Source organism: Amycolatopsis kentuckyensis (genome assembly GCF_002155975.1).
Taxonomy (GTDB): domain Bacteria; phylum Actinomycetota; class Actinomycetes; order Mycobacteriales; family Pseudonocardiaceae; genus Amycolatopsis; species Amycolatopsis kentuckyensis.
Window position 1 is genome coordinate 1 of the sequence record NZ_MUMI01000065.1, and the last position, 19,785, is coordinate 19,785.

The 19,785-nt window shown below is 69.8% G+C and carries 17 protein-coding genes; 8 read left to right on the forward strand and 9 right to left on the reverse strand.

The genetic code is table 11. From position 1 onward, the window contains the following. Window positions 1-418 (reverse strand): cation:proton antiporter domain-containing protein (locus CCN39_RS06745; protein ID WP_244210650.1); only part of this gene is annotated, 418 nt, incomplete at its 3' end. A gap of 33 nt (window positions 419-451) precedes the next feature. Next, on the reverse strand, window positions 452-859 hold the full coding sequence (locus CCN39_RS06750) for a nuclear transport factor 2 family protein (protein ID WP_086839436.1): 408 nt from the start codon (window positions 857-859) through the stop codon (window positions 452-454). 72 nt (window positions 860-931) lie between these two features. On the opposite strand from CCN39_RS06750, the gene CCN39_RS06755 reads away from it, so the two are divergent. Beyond that, window positions 932-2,317 (forward strand): carboxylesterase/lipase family protein, encoded by a 1,386-nt coding sequence (locus CCN39_RS06755; protein WP_086839438.1) that lies wholly within the window; start codon window positions 932-934, stop codon window positions 2,315-2,317. Window positions 2,318-2,350: 33 nt separating this feature from the next. On the opposite strand, the gene CCN39_RS06760 is transcribed toward CCN39_RS06755, so the two are convergent. The 4 genes from CCN39_RS06760 to rnhA form a co-directional block, all read right to left on the reverse strand. Beyond that, complete coding sequence (locus tag CCN39_RS06760) at window positions 2,351-5,422, reverse strand: glycosyl hydrolase 2 galactose-binding domain-containing protein (RefSeq protein WP_208630162.1); 3,072 nt, start codon at window positions 5,420-5,422, stop codon at window positions 2,351-2,353. A 117-nt stretch (window positions 5,423-5,539) separates the two neighbouring features. Then, window positions 5,540-6,772, reverse strand: coding sequence for a hypothetical protein (locus CCN39_RS06765; protein WP_086839442.1), 1,233 nt, complete (start codon window positions 6,770-6,772; stop codon window positions 5,540-5,542). A 25-nt stretch (window positions 6,773-6,797) separates the two neighbouring features. Then, window positions 6,798-7,175 carry a YchJ family protein gene (locus CCN39_RS06770; RefSeq protein ID WP_086839444.1) on the reverse strand — a complete coding sequence of 126 codons (378 nt, stop codon included), beginning with the start codon at window positions 7,173-7,175 and terminating at the stop codon, window positions 6,798-6,800. A gap of 32 nt (window positions 7,176-7,207) precedes the next feature. After that, the gene (gene rnhA / locus CCN39_RS06775) at window positions 7,208-7,669 is read right to left on the reverse strand and encodes a ribonuclease HI (protein WP_086839446.1); all 462 of its coding nucleotides are present in this window, start codon (window positions 7,667-7,669) and stop codon (window positions 7,208-7,210) included. A 74-nt stretch (window positions 7,670-7,743) separates the two neighbouring features. On the opposite strand from rnhA, the gene CCN39_RS06780 reads away from it, so the two are divergent. From CCN39_RS06780 to CCN39_RS06790, 4 genes are all read left to right on the forward strand, one after another. Next, window positions 7,744-8,448 carry a Crp/Fnr family transcriptional regulator gene (locus CCN39_RS06780; protein ID WP_086839448.1) on the forward strand — a complete coding sequence of 235 codons (705 nt, stop codon included), beginning with the start codon at window positions 7,744-7,746 and terminating at the stop codon, window positions 8,446-8,448. A gap of 110 nt (window positions 8,449-8,558) precedes the next feature. Then, complete coding sequence (locus CCN39_RS50065) at window positions 8,559-8,726, forward strand: hypothetical protein (protein WP_158104488.1); 168 nt, start codon at window positions 8,559-8,561, stop codon at window positions 8,724-8,726. A 165-nt stretch (window positions 8,727-8,891) separates the two neighbouring features. Then, window positions 8,892-9,881, forward strand: a complete 990-nt coding sequence (locus tag CCN39_RS06785; protein WP_244210651.1) for a hypothetical protein — start codon at window positions 8,892-8,894, stop codon at window positions 9,879-9,881. Window positions 9,882-9,964: 83 nt separating this feature from the next. Then, on the forward strand, window positions 9,965-10,747 hold the full coding sequence (locus CCN39_RS06790) for a DUF1684 domain-containing protein (protein ID WP_086839451.1): 783 nt from the start codon (window positions 9,965-9,967) through the stop codon (window positions 10,745-10,747). A 45-nt stretch (window positions 10,748-10,792) separates the two neighbouring features. Here the strand turns inward: CCN39_RS06790 and CCN39_RS06795 are convergent, their stop codons facing one another. Together CCN39_RS06795 and CCN39_RS06800 are read right to left on the reverse strand one after the other, a co-directional pair. After that, a complete protein-coding gene (locus CCN39_RS06795; protein ID WP_086839453.1) occupies window positions 10,793-11,296 on the reverse strand; it encodes an AMIN-like domain-containing (lipo)protein in 504 nt (167 codons plus the stop codon). A gap of 98 nt (window positions 11,297-11,394) precedes the next feature. Then, on the reverse strand, window positions 11,395-13,350 hold the full coding sequence (locus CCN39_RS06800) for a UvrD-helicase domain-containing protein (protein WP_086839455.1): 1,956 nt from the start codon (window positions 13,348-13,350) through the stop codon (window positions 11,395-11,397). Window positions 13,351-14,179: 829 nt separating this feature from the next. On the opposite strand from CCN39_RS06800, the gene CCN39_RS49265 reads away from it, so the two are divergent. Beyond that, window positions 14,180-15,478 (forward strand): hypothetical protein, encoded by a 1,299-nt coding sequence (locus tag CCN39_RS49265; RefSeq protein WP_143263971.1) that lies wholly within the window; start codon window positions 14,180-14,182, stop codon window positions 15,476-15,478. A 691-nt stretch (window positions 15,479-16,169) separates the two neighbouring features. Here the strand turns inward: CCN39_RS49265 and CCN39_RS06810 are convergent. Continuing rightward, complete coding sequence (locus CCN39_RS06810) at window positions 16,170-16,847, reverse strand: MBL fold metallo-hydrolase (RefSeq protein WP_086839460.1); 678 nt, start codon at window positions 16,845-16,847, stop codon at window positions 16,170-16,172. Between the two features lie 110 nt (window positions 16,848-16,957). Here CCN39_RS06810 and CCN39_RS06815 point away from each other — a divergent pair, with 110 nt between their 5' ends. After that, window positions 16,958-18,163, forward strand: coding sequence for an acyltransferase family protein (locus CCN39_RS06815; RefSeq protein ID WP_086839458.1), 1,206 nt, complete (start codon window positions 16,958-16,960; stop codon window positions 18,161-18,163). Between the two features lie 101 nt (window positions 18,164-18,264). Further along, the coding region (locus CCN39_RS06820; RefSeq protein WP_491844419.1) for a UvrA family protein at window positions 18,265-19,785 on the forward strand (1,521 nt) is incomplete at its 3' end.

The following is a 19,785-nucleotide window of genomic DNA, read 5'->3' on the forward strand; positions in this document are numbered from 1 at the left end:
GCGGCATGCCGACCCGCCGGGCCACGACGCTGGCGGCGACCGCGTCCGGCGGGGCGACGACGGCGCCGAGCGCGATGCCGCCGGCCAGCGGGAGCCCGGGGATCACCGCCCAGGCGACCACGCCGACGCCGAGCGCGGTGAACACGACGAGCCCGACCGACATGAGCCCGATCGCCCCGCGGTTCTTCCGGAAGTCGACCAGCGACGTCTGGATGGCCGCCGAGTACAGCAGCGGGGGCAGCAGGCCGAGCAGCACGACCTCGGGGTCGAGGTGGACCTCGGGCACGCCGGGGACGTACGAGCCGGCGACGCCGACGACGATCAGGCACAGCGGAGCGGACCAGTCCAGCCGCCGCGCCACCGCGCTGACGACGAGGACGGTCACGACCAGCGCCACTATCTCTGCCGCGATGTGCACGGGGTAATCATTACCCGCCCGCCGCGGCGGGTGTCACCTGGCCAGCTCGGGGAGCACTTCGGCGACCAGCTGGGTGTCCATGTACTCGGTGATCTCGCGGATCCGCCCGTCCTCGACGCGGAAGACGAAGCAGTACTTGTTGTCGTAGCGCGCCCCGGCCTTCGTGGCGACGCTGCCCTGCGTCTCGACCACGACGACGTCGTCCTCGGCGACGAACCGGCTCGCGGTACTCGTGTAGGTGCCCTCGAACTGCGCGCCCAGCGGGCCGAGCAGGTCGCGGCGGACCGAGTCCTTGCCGCGGAAGCGGCCGGACCAGCTGTTGTGCCCGCTGACCGTCCAGGTGACGTCGTCGGCCATCGCGGCGAGCAGCGGCCGGATGTCGCCGGTCGCCCAGGCGTCGAACGCCGTCTTCAGGAGCTGCTTGTTTTCGGACGCGCTCATGGTTCCCTCCCGGTGGGTGAGCCCAGTCAACACGCTGGAGCGCACTCCAGCACAAGCTCCTAGGCTGGGCCGGTGACGACAGTGGAGATCGCGGCCGGTGCCCTGCGCGGGTCCGAACAGGACGGGGTCAGGACGTTCCTCGGCGTGCCCTACGCCGCACCGCCGGTGGGCGAGCTGCGGTTCCGCGCGCCCGAGCCCGTGCGGCCGTGGGACGGCGTTCGCGACGCGACGAAGTGGGCGTCCCGGGCACCGCAGCCCGAACTGACCGGGCGCGGCTTCACCGGCGACGAAGACTGCCTCCACCTGAACGTCTCCGCGCCCGCCCGGCCCGGCTCGTACCCGGTGCTGGTCTGGATCCACGGCGGAGGCGGCGTGATGGGCGCGCCGCACCAGTTCGACGCGTCCGCGTACGCCCGGCGCGGGGTCGTCGCGGTGACCATCGCCTACCGGCTCGGCGTGCTCGGGATGCTGCACCTGCCCGGCGTCGCCGATTCGAACCTGTCCCTGCGCGACCAGGTCGCCGCGCTCGCCTGGGTGCGGGACAACATCGGCGCGTTCGGCGGCGATCCGGGCCGGGTCACGCTGGCCGGGCAGTCCAACGGCGGCCGGACGGTCGGGACGCTGCTGGCCGTGCCGGCCACCCGCGGGCTCGTCCACCAGGCGATCGTGCAGAGCGGCACCGGAGTCGGCTCGGTCGTCCACACCCCGGCCGAAGGCGCGGCGGTCGCTTCGGCGGTCCTGGCCGAGCTGGACGCTGCGCCGGAGGACCTGGCGACGCTGCCGGTGACCAGGATCCTCGAAGCGCAGCAACGGGTTTCGGCGGTGTCGGGCACCAAGGTGACCTACCGCGTGGTCGTCGGCGACGAGCTGCTGCCCCGCCGCCCGCTGGACGGCGTGCGCGAGATCCCGCTGCTGATCGGGACGACGGCCGACGAGGAGGACCTGTTCAGCTGGCTGCAGTCGGGCGGCGCGAAGCTGCTGGGCGTCGGCTCGACGATGCTGGACGCGCCCGCGGTCGAAAAGGCCGTCGCCGCGTATGACGACCTACTCGACTGGCCTGAAGACCAGATCCGCAACCGCGCGCTGACGGCGGGGGACTGGTGGATCCCGGCGATCCGCTTCGCCGAGAGGCAGCCGGACGCCTGGATGTACCGCCTGGACTGGCGCATCGCCCCGCGCGGCAAGGGCCTCGGCGCGGCACACGGCCTCGACCTGCCGCTGGTGTTCGACGACATCCGCAACAAGAACTGGCGATTCCTCTTCGCCGGGCGGACGTTCCCGGCGGAACGGATGCAGGCGGTGGCGACGGAGATGTTCGACGCCTGGGTCCGCTTCATCACGACCGGTGACCCGGGCTGGCCCCGCTACACGACGGCGGACCGGGTGACGCACCTGTTCGACGACGTCTCGACGACAGTGTCCGACCCGGACCGCGAGCAACGCCTCCTCTGGGACTGAGCCGGGGCGGCACGAGACCGCCCCGGCCCCGGGCTAGACGGTGATCTTGTCGACGTTCGGGCCGCCGTCGGCGGTCGTCGCGGTCGCCTTGATCTTGTTCGTCCCCGCGGTCAGGGTGACCGGGATCGTGACCGTCTGCCACGTGTCCCAGTTCCCCGTGCCGCCGAACGCCACGGCCGACGCCACCTTCGTGCCATTGACCGTGATGTCCATCGGGCGGTTCGTCGTGGTGCCGTTGGCGAACCGCAGGACGACGTTCGCGCTCCCCGCCGCGGCCGCGTTCACGGTGAACTCCACCGCGCTGCCGACCGCGTTGTCGTAGTTGACGAACCCGCTGCCGGTGTAGCCCAGGTGGTTCGACTCCGCGACGCCGTTCGTGATCGCCGCGTCCTCGGCCTGGTGGTCCGCCGGGGTACCCGGGTCGACCGAGCCGTCCGCCGGGATCGTCTTCGTGCCGGTGTTCCAGCCCGCGACCCGCACCGACGGCGTGGCTCCGTGCAGGTCCGCGGTCCGGTACGTCGCCGTCAGCGTCGTCGACTCGCCCGGCCAGAGGCTGACCTGGTTGTCGGTCCACCGGACCGGCAGCACCGGCGCGCCCGCCGCGCCGACCACGTGCGCGTCGACGAAGAACGCCGGCACCTTGCCGGTGGAGTCGTTCTTCAGCGTCACCTCGGTCGTCGTGGTGCCGTCGGCGTTCGCCGTCGAGGACGCGGTCGCGCCGACCGTGACCGCACCCAGCGAGTTCAGCCCCGAAAGGTCCGCGTAGGACGTCGTCGGCGTGTAGTACCAGTCGCTGTTGCCCCAATCCAGCGTGTCGGCCTTGGTGGACAGCCAGTACACGTTCCGGCTGACCTCCTTGCCCGAGGAGTCGCTGAGCACCAGCTTCGCCAGGTACGTCGTCGACAGCCCGCTCACCGAGCCGATGGTGAGCGCGGTCGTCTTCGCGCCGTCACCGCCCACCGAAACGCTCTTCGACTGGTTGAACTTCTCCGTGCCGTCCAGGTTGTACAGCTTCACGGACGCGGTCAGCCCCGACGCCGCGGCGTGGTTGTGGTTGACCACCACGACCGACTTCGTGTCGTACGAGTACTGGATGTGCAGCGGCTCGTTCGCCTTCTTCGCCCCGAAGTACGAGCCGTTCTGGTCGAGGTAGGCGTCGAACAGCTGCCAGTGCAGCGACGTCCAGCCGCTGTTGAGCATCCAGTAGATGATCCCGGTCGCCGGGTTCGAGCTGTCGCTGAAGTTGCGCGAGTGCGACTCGAACTCCGCACGGACGTTCTCGTACTGCGCCAGCTGCGCCTTCCGGACGAAGTCCGCCAGGCTCGACGGCTTGCCGTAGCGGCCGGTCAGCGCGTCGCCGAACAGCTTCAGGTTGGCGAACGTCGAGGACGACGACCGGTGGTACTGCGCGGTCGACGGGCTCTTCCACATCGTGTCGAGCTCGCTCGCCGACATCATCCGCTTGAGCGTGTCCATCGTCGGGATGTCCGGCCCGGCGCTGGTCTCGGAGTTGAAGCTCCACGCGCCGCCGAGGTCGCTGTGCGCCTTGTCGTACCAGTAGTTCGGCGGGACGTAGTCGTACGGCCCGTTCATCTTCATCCCCGACGACCCCAGCTGCGGCGACGACTTCGCCGACGCGGCCGGGACCACCGGCGTCGCCCAGTCCGCGGCGGACAGCGCGTCGAGGTAGTTCTTCTCGATCGTCGCGTCGGGGGCGAAGTCACTGCCGATGAGGAAGGAGATGACGCTCGGGTGGTCGCGCAGCCGCTCGGCCTCCGCGGTCATCGACGCCTTCGCGACCGGGTAGTCCGCGGCGGTCCAGGGGTCACCCTTCTCGCTGCCGTTGACCTGGCCCTCCCACTTGTCGCAGCACTCCCAGCCGGGCAGCGTCAGCACGCCCATCCGGTCGGCGAGGTCGAAGAACTCGTCCGGCTCGATGTGGCCCTCCAGGCGCACGGTGTTGAGCCCGAGGTCCTTGACGTAGGCGAGCTTGTCGGCCGCGAACTGCTCGTTCCAGCGCAGGAACAGGTCCGGCGAATAGCCGCCGCCCTTGATCAGCAGCGGGCGGCCGTTGATCGTGTACGCCCGGCCGCCGCTCGCGTTCTTGTTCGCCGTCACCTGGCGGATGCCGAAGGTGGAGTGCGAGGAGTCCGACGCCGTCCCGCCGACGCTCGCGGTCAGGTCGAGGTCGTACAGCGGCTGCCCGCCCATCCCGGCCGGCCACCAGACCTGCGGGTTGTCGATCCCGATCACCCCGAACGTGACGGTCTTCTTCTCCTTGGCCGCCAGCGAGACCGACTGGCTGATCGCGCGTCCGGCGACCGTGCCCGACACCGTCGCCGAGACGGCGGCGGCCGAGTCGTTGCGGACGTCGGCCTTCACCGTCAGGTCGGCGTGGGTCGTCCCGGTCAGCTTCGTGACGACGTGGCCGCCGCGCAGCGCCACCGGGCCGCTGCGCCGGACGAGGACGTCCCGCACGATGCCCATGTTCTGGTCCGGCGGGGTCTGCGCCCAGTCGATCCAGCCCATCGACAGGTCCTTGTTCGGGTCGTTGGGGTAGACCTTGAACGCGACGCTGTTCGGGCCGGCCTTCACCAGCGCGGTGATGTCGAGGTCGTGGCGGGTGTAAGCGCCGTTGACCTGCGTCTTGTCGGCGACGCGCGTGCCGTTGACCCAGACGTCCGCCTTCGACAGCACACCGCTGAAGTCGAGGTAGGTGCGCTGGGTGGTGTCGGCGACCGTGAGGTCCGTGCGGTACCACCACGGGACCTGGAAGTCCGCGGTCGGCACGTTCTTCATGTTCGTCGAGTAGAACGGGTCGGCGTACTTGCCGTTGGCCAGCAGGCCGGCGTAGACGGTCGAGCGCGGGCCGACCGGGTACCAGCCGGAGGTGTTGTAGCCGGGCTTGGAGACCGCGGAGTCGTCGCTGACCTGCGCGGACGTCTGGATCAGGAAGCCGGGGACCGCGGTCGCCGGTGCGGCGGCCGAGACCACCGCCCTGACCGGTTCCTGCCCGGTGGCCGAGGCGACGCTGGCGCCGCTCGCCGCGGCGGCCAGCACCGCCGCCGCGAGGAGAGTCCGGGTTCTTCTCTGCCGATAGCTCACTAGCGCGCCTCCTAGGCACCCACGGCGGCGGGGGACAGCGGACCATCGTTAGGGAACTTTCCTAACAATTGCGACGATCGTAGCGGCCCGCTCACGCCGGGAACAGAGGCCGTTTCGTCAGACCCGGGCCGCCTGCCACGCCGCGGCGGCACGCAGGGCCAGCAGGAGCGGCAGGGAACCGTCTTCCCAGAGCCGTTGAGGAAGTGCCTCGCTGAGCGGGACACCCCCGGCCAGCGCGGCGCCGATCGCGGGCAGGTCGACGTCGAACAGCGTCAGGCCGGCGCTGTAGAGCCGCTCGCCGCTGACCGGGCGGCGCCGGGCGACCTCGGCGCTGTCGACCGCCAGCTCGGTCAGCCCGAAGAACTCCGGCTTGGCGCCGCGCTCCATCCAGCGCGCGAAGCCGACCACCTTCGTCTCGCGGACGTCCTCGGGGGTGAGGCCGCTCTCCTCGCACAGCTCGCGTTCCATCCCGGCGCGGACCGCGGTGTGCAGGAAGCGGCGGGGGCCGCCGTCGGGCGTGCGCAGGTCGCGCGGCTCGAGCGAACCACTGCCGGAGGGGGCGAGCAGCAGCCCGCTGACGGAGTTGAGCGGCGACTGCCGGACGGTGACCAGCTTGCCGTCGGTGGTGAAGGCGACCGTCGAGACACCGACGAGGTCGGCCAGCGCGCTGCTGCTCAGCTCGCGGAGGGCGCCGGCGCTGTCGGTGAGCTCGGCCTTGCGCAGGTCGTACTCCTCACCGGTGTCGGTGCGGGTGATCCGGAGCGCGGCGAGCTCGTTCGAGCAGACGGCGTCGAAGAACCGCGCCCGGTGCAGCCGGATCGGCGCGGGCCGGGCGCCGGCGGCGGGCAGCGGTTCGCCGCGCATGCCGACGATCGGGCCGTTGAACAGCAACCGGCCGCGCGCCCGCAGCGGCAGCACGTGCGGCGCGGTGGCCTTGAGGGACGGCGGCAGCCGGTAGCGCTCCTCGGCGACGTCGATGGTGTGCCGTTCTTCCCACAGGTCACGGTCGATGGCGGCACTGACCAGCGCGGTCCCGCGGGCGGGCACGGCGAGGTAGGCCGACTCCGGGTAGGCGGCCGGCGGCGGCAGTTCCGCGGTGGGGAAGGGGGCGGCGATGGTGGTGAACTCGAACCCGGCCCACCGGCGGCGCAGCAGCCGGACGTCCCGGGTGAAGGTGGCGACGCCGAGCGCGAGCGCGACGACGGAGAGCACGACCCCGACGGCGCTGGGCAGGATGGTGACGACGCCGAGCGCGACCCCCAGCCCGGACGCGGCGAGCGGCCACTCCCGGGCACCGATGAAGCCGAGGTAGTCGGCCTTGGCCCGGGCGCGGCGCGTCAGTTTTCCCATCGCCGCACTGTTTAGCACGCCGGTCTCACTCGGCGTCGAGATACACCCAGTGGCCATCCTCACGCCGGAAGCGGCTGTTCTCCTCGAGGAAGCCGTCCCGGCCCCGGTGGCGGTAGTGCGCCCGGAACTCGACGGTGCCCTCGGCGTGCAGCAGCCCGCCCCCGCTGCGGCCGAGGATCTCCAGCCGCGTCCACTCCTGGCCGGGATCGAGCTCGAGCCGCCGCGGCCGCGTCCCGGGGTGCCAGGTGCGCAGCAGGTACGCGGTGTCACCGACGGCGAAGGCACTGAACCGCGACCGCATCAGGAGTTCGGCGGTGGGAGCGCTGAGGCCGCCGCTGTGGAACCGGCCGCAGCAGGCGGCGTAGGACTCGGCGAGGCCGCACGGGCACGGAGCGGGAGGCATCGGGAAATTCTGCCATGACCGTCCACTCCGGACTAATCCGCGTTGACCGGCTTCCCGCTCTCCCGCGCTTCCTGCGCGCCCCGCACCGCAAGCCGGTCGGCGCGCTCGTTCTCCGGGTGGCCCGCGTGGCCCTTCACCCACAGCCATTCGACCGTGTGCCCGCCGATCGCCGCGTCCAGGCGCTGCCACAGGTCCGCGTTCTTCACCGGGGCGCGCGCCGCGGTCTGCCAGCCGTTGTTCTTCCAGCGGGGCAGCCACTGCGTGATGCCGTTGCGCACGTACGTGCTGTCCGTGTACACGCGCACCTGCGACGGCCTGGTCAGGCTCTCCAGCGCGCGGATCGGCGCGGTCAGCTCCATGCGGTTGTTCGTCGTCGGCGTGGCTTCGCCGCCGTACAGCTCGCGCTCGTGCCTGCCGTAGCGCAGCACCGCGCCCCAGCCGCCCGGTCCGGGGTTCCCGCTGCACGCGCCGTCGGTGTAGATCTCCACGTCCACGCGGCGACCCTACCGGTCGCGACCCTCGCCGAAGACCGCCACGCCGGGTTACGGTGAACCTCCGGAGGGGGACCATGGGCGGGTACGACGACACAGCGGACGGGGCGCTCCTGGCCTGCCTCGCCGACACCGATCGCGAGTACCTGCTCGCCCGCGGTACCCGCCGCCGGTTCCGCGCGAACGACGTCGTGTTCATGGAGGGTGATCCGTCCGACCACGTCCACGTGCTGGTCACCGGCTGGGTGCGCGTTTCCACGATCATGGAGGACGGCCGGGAGGTGGTCTTCGGGCTGCGCGGACCCGGCGAGGTGCTGGGCGACCTGGCCGCGGTCACCCAGCGGCCGCGGTCGGCGTCGGTGCGCGCGATCGAACCCTGCACGGTCTTCCAGTTCACCGGCGCGGAGTTCATCGACGTCCTGCACGCCCGGCCGGCGATCGCCGTCGCGACGATCAAGACGGTCGCGGCACGGCTCCGCAACGCCGAGTCCGCCCGGGTCGACGCGGCCGCCTTCGACGTCAGCCGCCGCGTCGCCGTGGTGCTGGTCCGGCTGGCCGAGGAGCGCGGCCGGACCGTGCCGGAGGGCGTGGTCATCGACGCGCTTTCGCAGGAGGACATCGCCGCGCAGATCGGTGCTGCCCGCCGTACCGTCGCACGGGCGCTGCGCGTGCTGCGGGAGCGCGGGATCGTCGAGACGGGCCGGCGCCGCTTCCTCATCCGCGAACTCCGCGTCCTGCGCGCCTTCGCCCACTCTGAGCCAAACGGCACACAAGGCCCGTGACAGCAGGCCTCTGACGGACGCCGCCGCCCGGTGATCCTGGAGTCCGGCCGGAAAGAATGCGATGCCACCCGGCCGGATTTCATTTCGAGCGAGGTCGGGGAGCCCGTGCCGTGAACGTCTACTGCAAAATTCTGACCCTGGTGAAATCGGTCTTCGCCGCGTTCGTGGTCGGCGCCCTCGCGGGTTTCGCGGTGGCTGCCGGAAACGCGGCGGAACCGTCCGCGCCGACGTTCCACGGCTCCGCGCCGCTTTCCGCCTCGGCCTGGGTACAGCGATGAGGAGGTGTGTCTGATGGAGAGCCACTCGATCTGGGCCCTGATCTTCGGGGTGAACTGACCCGCGGGGCGACCCGGCCGGCCGGCTCGTGGGGGGTCGGCCGGCCGGGTATTCCGAATTCCGACGTCCGTGATTTGTCCTGCTTTCGGAGAACGGAAACTGGTAGCGTGGGAAAATCTGCCGCGGGGGGACGAGGGGGTGGGACGACGGACGAGCACGCCTCCCCGTTCGTGCGCGAGCTGAACGAGCTGCGCCGCGGCCGCGGTCTCGACGCCGCCGATCTGCACCAGCGGATCGGCCCGTGCCTGCGCGCGGCGTGCGCGATCACCGAAACCGACCAGCCCGTCGCCGCGCGCCAGAAGCTCGTGCTGCGGCTGACCGAGCTGTGCGGGCGGCTGCCGCCGGACCTCAAGCTGGCCGCGCTGGCGGCGCTGGGCCTGCACGAGGAGGCCGCCGGGGAGTTCCTCGACCGGCGGATCTCGTGGCTGGCCAGCGTCCTCGACCGCGACCCGCGCACCGCCCGCCGCCGCATCGACCTGGCGTTCCGCCGGCTCGACGAGCTGCTCGGCGCGCCCGGGCCCCGCAGTGACCTGCACCCGCTGGCCGGCTGGTACGTCGAGTCGATGAAGGCGATGCTCCGGCTCGACCGCACCCCACCGGAACTGCAGGAGGAACGCCGGATCGTCGCCGAGGTCGACGAGCTCGACGAGCTGGTCCTGCCGTTCAGCGTGCCGGCCGAACCGGGCAGCGACCCGGTGCCGGACATCACCGCGGACGCGCTGTTCGGCGGGGAAATCGTCGAAGCGCGCCAGGTGTCGGCGAGCCACGCGCAGTTCGTCATGCGGCTGCCGAACCCGCTGCGGCTCGGCCAGCGCCACGAGTACGGCATCCGGTTCACGCCCCGGCGCACGGAACTGCGGCCGTACTACGCCATGACGCCGCTGCGCCGCTGCGAGCAGTTCACGGTGCGCGTGCGGTTCGACCGGGCGGCACCGCCGTCGCGGGTGTGGCGCCTCAACGGCGTCCCGGGCCGGGTGGTCGACGACGGCGTCGACTCGGGCGACGCGCTGACCGTCAACCGGGTCGGTGAGGTCGGTCTCGAGTTCCACGACCTGCACCAGGGCCTGAGCTACGGGCTGCAGTGGTCCTTCGACTGACCGGTGTGCCCGGATACCGGGACGGGGAATAGCGGCGCGAACCCCGGGTTGGCACTGTCGTAGCCGACGGAAAGGGGTCCGCGATGAGCACGTTCACCCAGGAGTGGCAGGACTGGAAGACCCGGCGCGAGACCGACCTGGCCGAGCCGCACGGCTGGCTGGCGCTGGTCTCGCTCGACTGGCTGACCGACTCGCCGCGCGAGTACCCCGGCATCCCGGGCCGCTGGTGGCAGGACGCCGACGCGGCGTACGTCGACCCGGCCGGCGCGTCGTTGGCCCACGAAGGGGAACCGATCACCGGCGTCCGGCGGTTCGACCTGGTCAACAGCGGTGCGGGCACGCGGGTGCTGGCCGGCGACGTCGAGATCGAGGTGGCCCGCCGCTCGGGGTACCTGATCCGCGTCCACGACCCGAAGGCCGAGGTGCTGCGCGAGTTCCGCGGCGTCCCGGCGTACGAGCCGTCGCCGTCGTGGGTGCTGTCCGGGCGGTTCGAGCCGTTCGACTCGCCGCGGCCCACCACCGTGGGCGCGGTCGTGGAAGGCTTGAGCCACGTCTACACGGCGCCGGGCGTCGTCCACTTCTCGCATGAAGGGGCGTCGCACACGCTGACCGCGTTCAACGGCAAGGGCGGCGGCCTCAGCATCCTGTTCACCGACGAGACGAGCGGTGTGACGACCTACGCGGCCAACCGCTCGCTGCCGGTCGGGGCGCCTGCACCGGACGGTGCGGTGACCCTGGACTTCAACCGCGCGGTGAACCTGCCGTGCGCGTTCACCGACTTCGCGACGTGCCCACTGCCGCCGGCGGGCAACCACCTGCCGTTCGCGGTGGAGGCGGGGGAGAAGATCCCGTACGAGCGCGGGTGACTCCCCCGCCCGCCGTGCAGCGGGGACGGCTCAGTGGGCGACGGCTCAGTTGGCGACGTCGATGACGACGCGGTTGGGCGCGGTGAGCGTGAAGACGTTCACCGCGGTCCGCGACCGCACCCCGAGCCCGATGGAGACCTGGCCCTCGAAGTCCCCGGTGACGGCGACGGCCATGACGTTGTGCAGGTTCCGCGTCCGGAACTTCGTCGGCCCGGGGTAGGTCGGGTTCCCGCTGTCGTCGTGCGCGGCCGCCGGCGTGACGGCGACGTTGATGAAGAATTCGCCGGTGAGCCACACGATTTCCCCGCTGGCGTCGGCGGTCAGCTCGTCGACGAGCTGGTAGGAGACCGACGGCGCCGGCCCACTGGTGAGATCGAGCACGACCCGGTCGAACCCGGTGTTCAGCCCGGTCCGGATGTTGGTCATCTTGGGCATGGCGGGTGGAACGGGATCGGCGGCCTGGGCCGGCCCCGCGGCGGCGGCGAGGATCCCGCTCCCGGTGAGCAGCAGGGTGACGGCGGCGAGCGCGCGCCACTGGGTTCTGGACATGGTGGGCCTCCTGACGGAGCGAACCGATGGAAGTCCCGGCGCTGGGTTTGCTGGAGACGCCCGGTTCGTCCGGAAAGTTGCCCCGGTGTCCCCGATCGTTACCCGGCTGCTCCGTCCGTGTCCACGACACCCCACCAGAGGAAGTCGCGGGCGCGCGTCGCCGCGACCAGGCGTTGCCGGTCGCGCAGCTCCGACGCCTCGTCCGCGGCGGCCCCGCTTTCCCCCGCCCGGGCCGGGAACTCGACGACCAGGACGGCCTGGAAGTCGAGCCCCTTCGCCCGGTGCACGGTGCCGACCTTGAGGTGTTCGTCGGGTGCGCCGGAATAGTCGTCGAGGGACAGGACCGGCACGCCGGCCTCGCGCAGGATCCGCCGGCACCGCACGACGTCCTGGCGCTGGAAGAGGATCAGCGCGGTCTGCCCGAGCGGGGCGGTCAGGCCGGCGATCCGCCGGGTCAGTTCGGCCGCGAGCTCCGCTTCGGTGCCGCGCCAGGACACCGCCGTCCCGCCGGTGTTGCCCGCTTCCGCGTGCTTCAGCGCGATCCCGGACGCGCCGTCGAGGTCGTCCACTTCGTTGCGCGCGTCGAACCGCTGGGCGAAGGCCAGGACTTCGGTGCGGTTGCGGTAGTTGACCCGCAGCACCTCGCCCCGGCCCTGCACGGGAATGCCCGCGTCGGAGAGCCGCCAGCCGCCCGGGTAGACCTGCTGCTGGCCGTCACCGACCAGGAGGAGCTGGTTCGGGCCGGTGCCGGCCAGCTCCTTGATCAGCCGGAGTCCGTTCAGGGTGATGTCCTGCACCTCGTCGACGACCACCGCGGCGTACCGGGTTTCCAGCGGCTGCCGCCGCAGCTCGGCCAGGGCGAGGTCGATCACGTCGTTGTGGTCGTGCAGCCCGCGTTCGGCGAGCATCTCCTGGTACGTCTCGTAGAACTGCCACACGGCGGCCTTCTGTTCGGGCCCCAGCCGCAGTTCGCGCCCCCGCCGCACGGCGGGGCGGCGGTACTCGTCGAGCGTGGTGAACCCGCGGCCCTTGATGACGCGGTCGATCTCGGTCCGCCAGTACTCGTCGTGCCGCTCGATCGGCTCCAGCACGGCGCGGTGCCGGGACCAGGCACGGCCGAAGGCGGTCCGCACCGCGCGCGCGTCGACCTCGACGGGCCGTCCGCGCGCGGTCAGGAACCGGCGCACCCAGGCGTGGAGGTGCACGAACTCGGCCCGGCGGCCGAACTCCGGGGCCAAGCGGCGGAAAGCGGCCTCGTGCACGGGCGGCAGGGTGCGCACGAAGGTGGTGAACAGCACCGGCCCGGAGGTCCGCCGGGCGACGTGCCGCAGCCGGTGCAGCGCCACGACGGTCTTCCCGGTCCCGGCCGGCCCGCTGATCCGCGCCGGCCCGCGGTAGTCGCGCGTGACGATCGCCCGCTGGTGCGGGTGCAGGAAGGTCAGCCACGAGTCGAACGGCCGCAGCTGAGCGGCGGCAACCTCGGCTTCGACGAGCGTTCCGGCGTCCAGGAACCCGTCTGCCGCCGTGCGGTGTTCGGGTGCTCGGACGCGCAGCGGGACGTAGCCGTCGAGGATCTTCCCGGTCTGTTCGCTGATCGCTTCGATCTGGCGCCGGTTGAGGTGTGCGGCAGCGGGCTTGAGCAGCTTCGCCAGTTCGGTCTCGGCGACGACCCGGAACGGCCCGGGATCCCGGACGACCCTTCGGGGACCGGGGGTGACGAGCACGAGGTGGACGGCACTGCCGGTGAGTTCCCGGCCGCGGCCGTCCCGGATCCCGGCGCAGCTTTCTTCGGCGTGCCGGACGAGCGCATGCGGCCGTTCCGGCGGGCCGTCGGCAATGGTGACGGCGAAGAGACCTTCGGGGCCGACGAGGAAGGCATCGGCACGGGAGTCGGGCGGATCGGCCCGCACGAAGAGCCGCCAGCTGCCCACGGTCTCGACGACCAGGGCGGTGAGAATCCGGCGGCGGTCGGCGCCCAGCTGGGGGAAGTGCTCCGTCAGCAGTGCGGAAGCCTGCTGCTGGAGCACCCGCTTGGCGTGCTTGCTGAGACCCACCGGCCCTCCCCGTCGTGAGTTCGGGTAGCCAATGTATTCCGGGTCGTCCTCAACAGGGAAAGGGCTCCTAATGCAAACCTGACCCAGACCGTCTGTTGCAGAAAGTAACATACCGTGCATGACCCGTAAAGAGTTGAGGTAAGGTGGTTCGGGTTACCTGACGGATTACGCGCGAGAAGATCGGGTCGGTTTCTCCCGACCGGTGTGGGTTGCTGGCGTGGTGGAAACGGAATGTGCGACGAGCTCCGTGTTGGCACGAACGAGGAGCACCTTCGTCGGAGTCGGCCGCGGATCGCCCGCACGGGCTCGAGGGCGGCCGGGCAGGCTCTTCGAGCCGGCCCGCCAGCTGATTCAGCGGTTCCTGGCTGGCGGCATCGGCTGCTGTCGGGGAGCCTGGGCAGATCGTGTGGCGTCGAGTTGATCGGCGGCCCGTCGCGGCGCAGACGACCACCTGACTGCTGACTGGCGCCCCGGTCGGCCGGGAGTGTGGGCTACCTGGACAAGCACCCGTGATGGGTTCGACGAGTGAGAATGTGGCCGTCGAGGAAGCTGCCAAGGATCCGCGCGCTTACTCGACCGCAGAACAGTCCATCCGCTGAATAGGTAGCCTCGGCCCGGATGGTCGTCAGCTTGCCGGCCGCTCGCACGATTCGCCGAGGTTGCCGTGATCATCGTCCCGGCCGGCGTTCGGGGTCCTGAATGGGCTGGTGGGGCAGTGGAAGGCATGGTGCGTGCCACTGCGGGATGCACGTCGCGGGCCAGCGTCTGTCGCAGTACGCTTGGCTGGCTTGACAACCAAGCTGTCAGCTATTCGTCTAGGGAGTTGCTGTTGAGTGACAACTTCTGGCTTCTGGAGTGGATGGATTCGTCTGAGATCAAGACGGCGAGCGACGTTGAAAAAGCAATTGCAGACAAAGGTAAGTTTCGTGAACTCTCCTCCATGGCCGTGGAGCAGAGTGCCCTCCCCGGGCAGAATCTGCGAACAAATAATCCTATAGTGGCCGGTCGGGGGATCGATTTATCGGGCGAATTGACAGCTGCAGACGAGGTTGAGCTGACCGGAGAAGTCGACCGAGCGTTCGGGTCGACTTGGCACTACTTCGACGAGATAGTCGTTGAGGGACTATCTGCTCGTCGATATGCAAAGATGATTCTCAACAAGGAATATGATACTGCGCGCGAGAGGGTGCGTGATCACTGTCGCCTGTTGCTGCATCTGCGGAGAATCGGCGCGCTCGAGAACGTGGTTTTCAGGCAGAAGCTCGATCCATGCGTTCAGCATGGGCGGGATGTCTCCGGGCTTGAAGCCGCGGGTCTCAAGCGAATTATGGATGACCGGGAGGAGATTGTCCAGACTCTGACGCGGGGCGTTATCCACCAGATCGAAGATCATTACATTTACGGTGAGCATTTTCACTTCGTCTACGAACATCCGCTCACTGGAATTCAGTGGGGTCATCTCTCGGGGTCGCCAGCTGGCCGAGAAGAGGACGAGCTCAAGCGGATGATATCGGAGGAGTTATTCAGTCGATACGCAGAGTTTGCCGCCGCTGACGTGGCCATGGCTCGCGAGCTCTCTGCACCCCTTGCGACTTTATCGCCGGTGCTTGAATCGATTTTGTCGCCCCGCGCCGGCGAAATCGGGGCTTCGGCAGGAAGTTTTGCTGACGAGGTAGCTGTAGAGATCGGCGTGCCGATCTTGAACGGTGTCTCCGCGTCGGATCTTTTGAAGATCCGAGAGGATGAGATGGATGCATTTGAGCGTTTTCGCTCGGCGCTCCGGGCGGGGATAAATGAAGCCATAGCAAAGGGAGGAGAAGGTTTGGGATTGGGTCAAGTTGGCGCCGGGATAGTTGAAGAATTCATATCGCCGGCCCTTCATGACATCGATCAGCGACTGAACGTTGCTCGCAAGGTGATGGCTCGAAAGTCTGCGACGAACATTTCTATCGGTGCTGCCGTGTTGGTTGTCGGCCTTATTTCGGGGATCCCTCTCTTGTTGCCGGCTGGAGTTGCATTGGGGTCAGCCATTCCTGGGGTGCATCTCGCCAAATACTTTGAAGAAAAAGGCCAGGTGGAATTGTCTGACATGTACTTCCTCTGGAAGTTGCAGGGTTCGCAAAAATAAGAATTCATGTGAACTTCGTGGCACGAGAAGTTTGCGTCTTGGATTACCCGGAATTGCGGGCTTTGTCGTTCGCCGTATGCGGGTCGCTCAAGTTTGCCGAGGTATCGCAGCAGGTCGGACCCGACGGCTGCCGCCGTGGCCGAAGTCGGCCGACGCGACCCGAGTTGCGGCGGTAAGTCCGCGAGACGCAACGCCGCCAGGCTGATCAGGCTGGGCCCGTCTCGAACGATGCAGTGATCTGATCTTCTCGAGGCCGCCAGGGTTGTTGGCGCCTCACCGTGTGTCATTCGCGTCTCTGAACTCGGTTCTCCCAGCTTTGCCGAGTCGCGTCAGCGATTGTGCCGCTGATGGCTCTACCGCGCGTGCTTCTTCGGAGCACCGCTCAGGGCGGAGGGTCGACAGCGCGCCCGGCCAGACCCCTCGGCACGTCGTGATGGCTGACACGCAGCGCTACCGTGACGACACGCAGCGTCGTGAATGCTGGGCTGTTTCAGGACGTCGAAAGTAGAAGTAGGGCTCAGCGTCGCGTCCAAGGGTGGACTCGCTCAGCAGTGACAGCGTGATCTGCCGAAGCCGGAAGATTGCTTGAAGCGAGCTAGCGCGCCTGATCGAGGTGTCGTTCCCGGCAGGATAACCAAACGGGACTGGCCGCTCCGGTTGGTAGCCAGTCCCGTCCAGGTACGTCGTCAGCTCACCAGCCGCGGTCGCGCCACTCCTTCAGCTTCGGTCGTTCCGCGCCCAGCGTCGAATCGTCCCCGTGCCCCGGGTAGAACCACGTCTCGTCAGGCAGCTCCCCGAAGATGCGCGTCTCCACATCGTCCAGCAGGGACTCGAAATCCGATGGCGACGCCGTCTTCCCCACCCCGCCCGGGAACAGCGAGTCCCCGGTGAACAGGTGCGGGTGGCCCGCCGGATCCCGGTACAGCAGCGCGATCGATCCCGGCGTGTGGCCGCGCAGGTGGATCACCGACAGGGTGACGTCGCCCACCGTCAGCGTGTCCCCGTGCTCGACCAGGAAGTCCGGCGGTACCGGCAGCGGTGCGGCGTCCAGCGGGTGGGCCGCCGTGTTCGCTCCGTTCGCTCCGGCCACCGCGCCCAGGGCCTGCCAGTGGTCCTGGTGCTGGTGGGTGGTGACGACCGTCTTCAACGACGGCCGGTCCGGGCCGTGGCCGATCAGGTCGGAGATGCGGTCCGGGTCGTTCGCCGCGTCGATCAGCAACGCTTCGTTCGACGAACGGCACACCAGGAGGTACGCGTTGTTGTCCATCGGGCCGACGGACAGCTTGGTGATGGTCAGCGCGTCCAGGGTGCGCCGGGTGGCGTCGCCGCCCGGGTCGACGTGCCCGGTGTAAGTGTCCACGATGTTCACCGTGCACACGGTAGTCGTTTCGCTCCAAGCGGTTCCACCCGCACAAGCGCGCGGCCGCCTCGCCACGTAGGCTCACCGCGAACCCCGCCAGCCCCGACCTCAGGACGACCGTGCCCACCTCCCCGACGCCGCGCCGGATCAGCTGGGACCTCCTCCGGGTCGTCGCCGTCCTGGCCGTCATCCTCGGGCACGTCACCCACCAGGGTGCCCTCCTGCACCCGGAACTCACGGGGTACCCCATCAGGGTGACAGCGCAGTTCGGTGCCGCAATCCTGCTGGTGATCTCCGCCTACTTCGTTTGCGTGAGCCTCCGCAAGGGCAACCCGCGCCGGTGGCTGTGGAACCGCGTCGCGCGCCTCGTGCCCGCCTACCTGGCCGCCGTCCTGCTGACCTACGTCGTGACGCGGTGGGCCGCCATCTCCTTCAGCGGCCTGCCCTACCCGCCCGGTCTCACCGGTTTCCTCTTCGGCGTTCCGCAGGGACCGCCGTCGAACCCGTCGCCGTGGTACATCCCGACCTGGCTGGACCTGATCGCCAACCTCGGCATGGTGCAGGAGTGGGGCATCCGGTCGGAGACGTTCTACTACCTCGACGGCTCCTACTGGACGCTGCCGGTGCAGCTGCTCGCCTTCACCGGCGCCGCCCTGCTGTGGCCGCGGTCGTGGCGCACCCACCGGCTGACCGTCGCCCTGCTGTGGTCCTTGATCCTCGTCCCGCTCGCGCTGCGCTTCCTCGTCTTCGCGCCCGGGACGGCGAGCCCGGTCGTCGAAACCTGCTACTACGGCCTGGGCCTGCACCGGCTGCACGTCTTCGCCATCGGCGTCGCGATCTGGCTGTGGGCGCAGCGCCGGCTGACGACGTGGCACCTCGCGCTCTTCTTCGCCGCCGCCGTGGCCGCTCAGGACCTGCAGGTCTTCCCGTTCCACGTCGCGCTGCCGCAGGACGCGCAGCGCTGGCCGTCCACGATCGGGTTCGCCGTGCTGCTCCTGCTGGTCTGCCTGGCCGCCCGCGGCCCGGACTGGCGGTTCCCGGGACTGGCGCGGATCGCCCCGGCCGTCACCTGGCTCGCGGGCATCTCGTATGGTCTTTACCTGGTGCACCAGGAACTGGGCTACATCCTGGCCCGTGCTCTGCTCGACCTCGGCCTGCCCGGCTGGCTGCGGCTCCCCGCGGTCGTCGGCGCCGCCGTGCTGGCCGGCTGGGCGGTCACCGCGGGGGTCGAACGCCCGGCCCACCGGTGGCTCACCAGACGCCGAAAGCCCGAAGAACCGCAGGTCAAGGACGCGGAACCGGTTTTTGTCGGTGGTGGCTCGTAGCATGGATCGAGGCCACCCGTGCAGCCGTTTCGAGACGACTTCGAGACGGCGCAGACCGGGTCGGCGACCGCAGCTGAAGAAGACATTGAGAGGACCCTGGCGTGGCTGATCGCCTCGTTGTTCGCGGTGCCCGCGAGCACAACCTCCGCGGCGTGGATCTCGACCTGCCCCGCGACAGCCTGATCGTTTTCACCGGCCTGTCCGGGTCGGGGAAGTCGAGCCTCGCCTTCGACACCATCTTCGCCGAAGGGCAGCGCCGCTACGTCGAGTCGCTCTCGGCGTACGCCCGCCAGTTCCTGGGGCAGATGGACAAGCCGGACGTCGACTTCATCGAGGGCCTCTCGCCCGCGGTGTCGATCGACCAGAAGTCGACCTCGCGCAACCCGCGTTCGACCGTGGGCACGATCACCGAGGTCTACGACTACCTGCGCCTGCTCTACGCCCGCGCCGGCAAGGCGCACTGCCCGACGTGCGGCGAGGCGATCAGCAAACAGACCCCGCAGCAGATCGTCGACCAGGTGCTCGCCATGGAGGAGGGCACCCGGTTCCAGGTGCTCGCCCCCGTGGTGCGCGGGCGCAAGGGCGAGTACGTCGACCTGTTCGAGAACCTGCAGCAGCAGGGCTACGCGCGCGTGGTCGTCGACGGCACGGTGCACCCGCTCACCGACCCGCCGAAGCTGAAGAAGCAGGAAAAGCACCAGATCGGCGTGGTCATCGACCGCCTGAGCGTCAAGGCGGCCTCGCGGCAGCGGCTCACCGACTCGGTCGAGACGGCGCTGCGGCTGGCCGACGGGCTGATCGAGCTCGAGTTCGTCGACCTGCCGGACAACGACCCGCACCGGATCCGCGGCTTCTCCGAGAACCTGGCCTGCCCGAACGGCCACCCCCTGGCCATCGAGGACCTCGAGCCCCGCTCGTTCTCCTTCAACTCGCCCTACGGCGCCTGCCCGGAGTGCACCGGCATCGGCATCCGCAAGGAGGTCGACCCGGAGCTGGTGGTCCCGGACGACGAGCTGTCCCTGGCCGAGGGCGCGATCGCGCCGTGGTCGGGCGGCCAGAGCGCGGACTACTTCATCCGCCTGCTCGAGTCGCTGTCGGAGACCATCGGCTTCCGGATGGACACGCCGTGGCGGCGGCTGCCCGCGCGCGCCCAGAAGGCGGTGCTGCACGGCGTCGACGAGCAGGTCCACGTCCGCTACAAGAACCGCTACGGCCGCCAGCGCTCGTACTACGCGGCCTTCGAGGGCGTCATCCCGTTCCTCGAGCGGCGCCAGGAGCAGACCGAGTCCGAGTACATGCGCGAGCGGTACGAGGGCTACATGCGCGAGGTGCCGTGCCCGGCCTGCCAGGGCACCCGGCTCAAGCCGGAGATCCTCGCGGTGACGCTGGCCCACCAGACCCGCGGCGACATGTCCATCGCCGAGGTCTGCGCGCTGTCCATCGCGGAGGCGTCGCAGTTCCTCGACGAGCTGGAGCTGGGGCAGCGCGAGGCGATGATCGCCGGCGCGGTCCTGAAGGAGATCCAGGCCCGGCTGCGCTTCCTGCTCGACGTCGGCCTGACGTACCTCTCGCTCGACCGCGCGTCGGCGACGCTGTCGGGCGGCGAGGCGCAGCGCATCCGC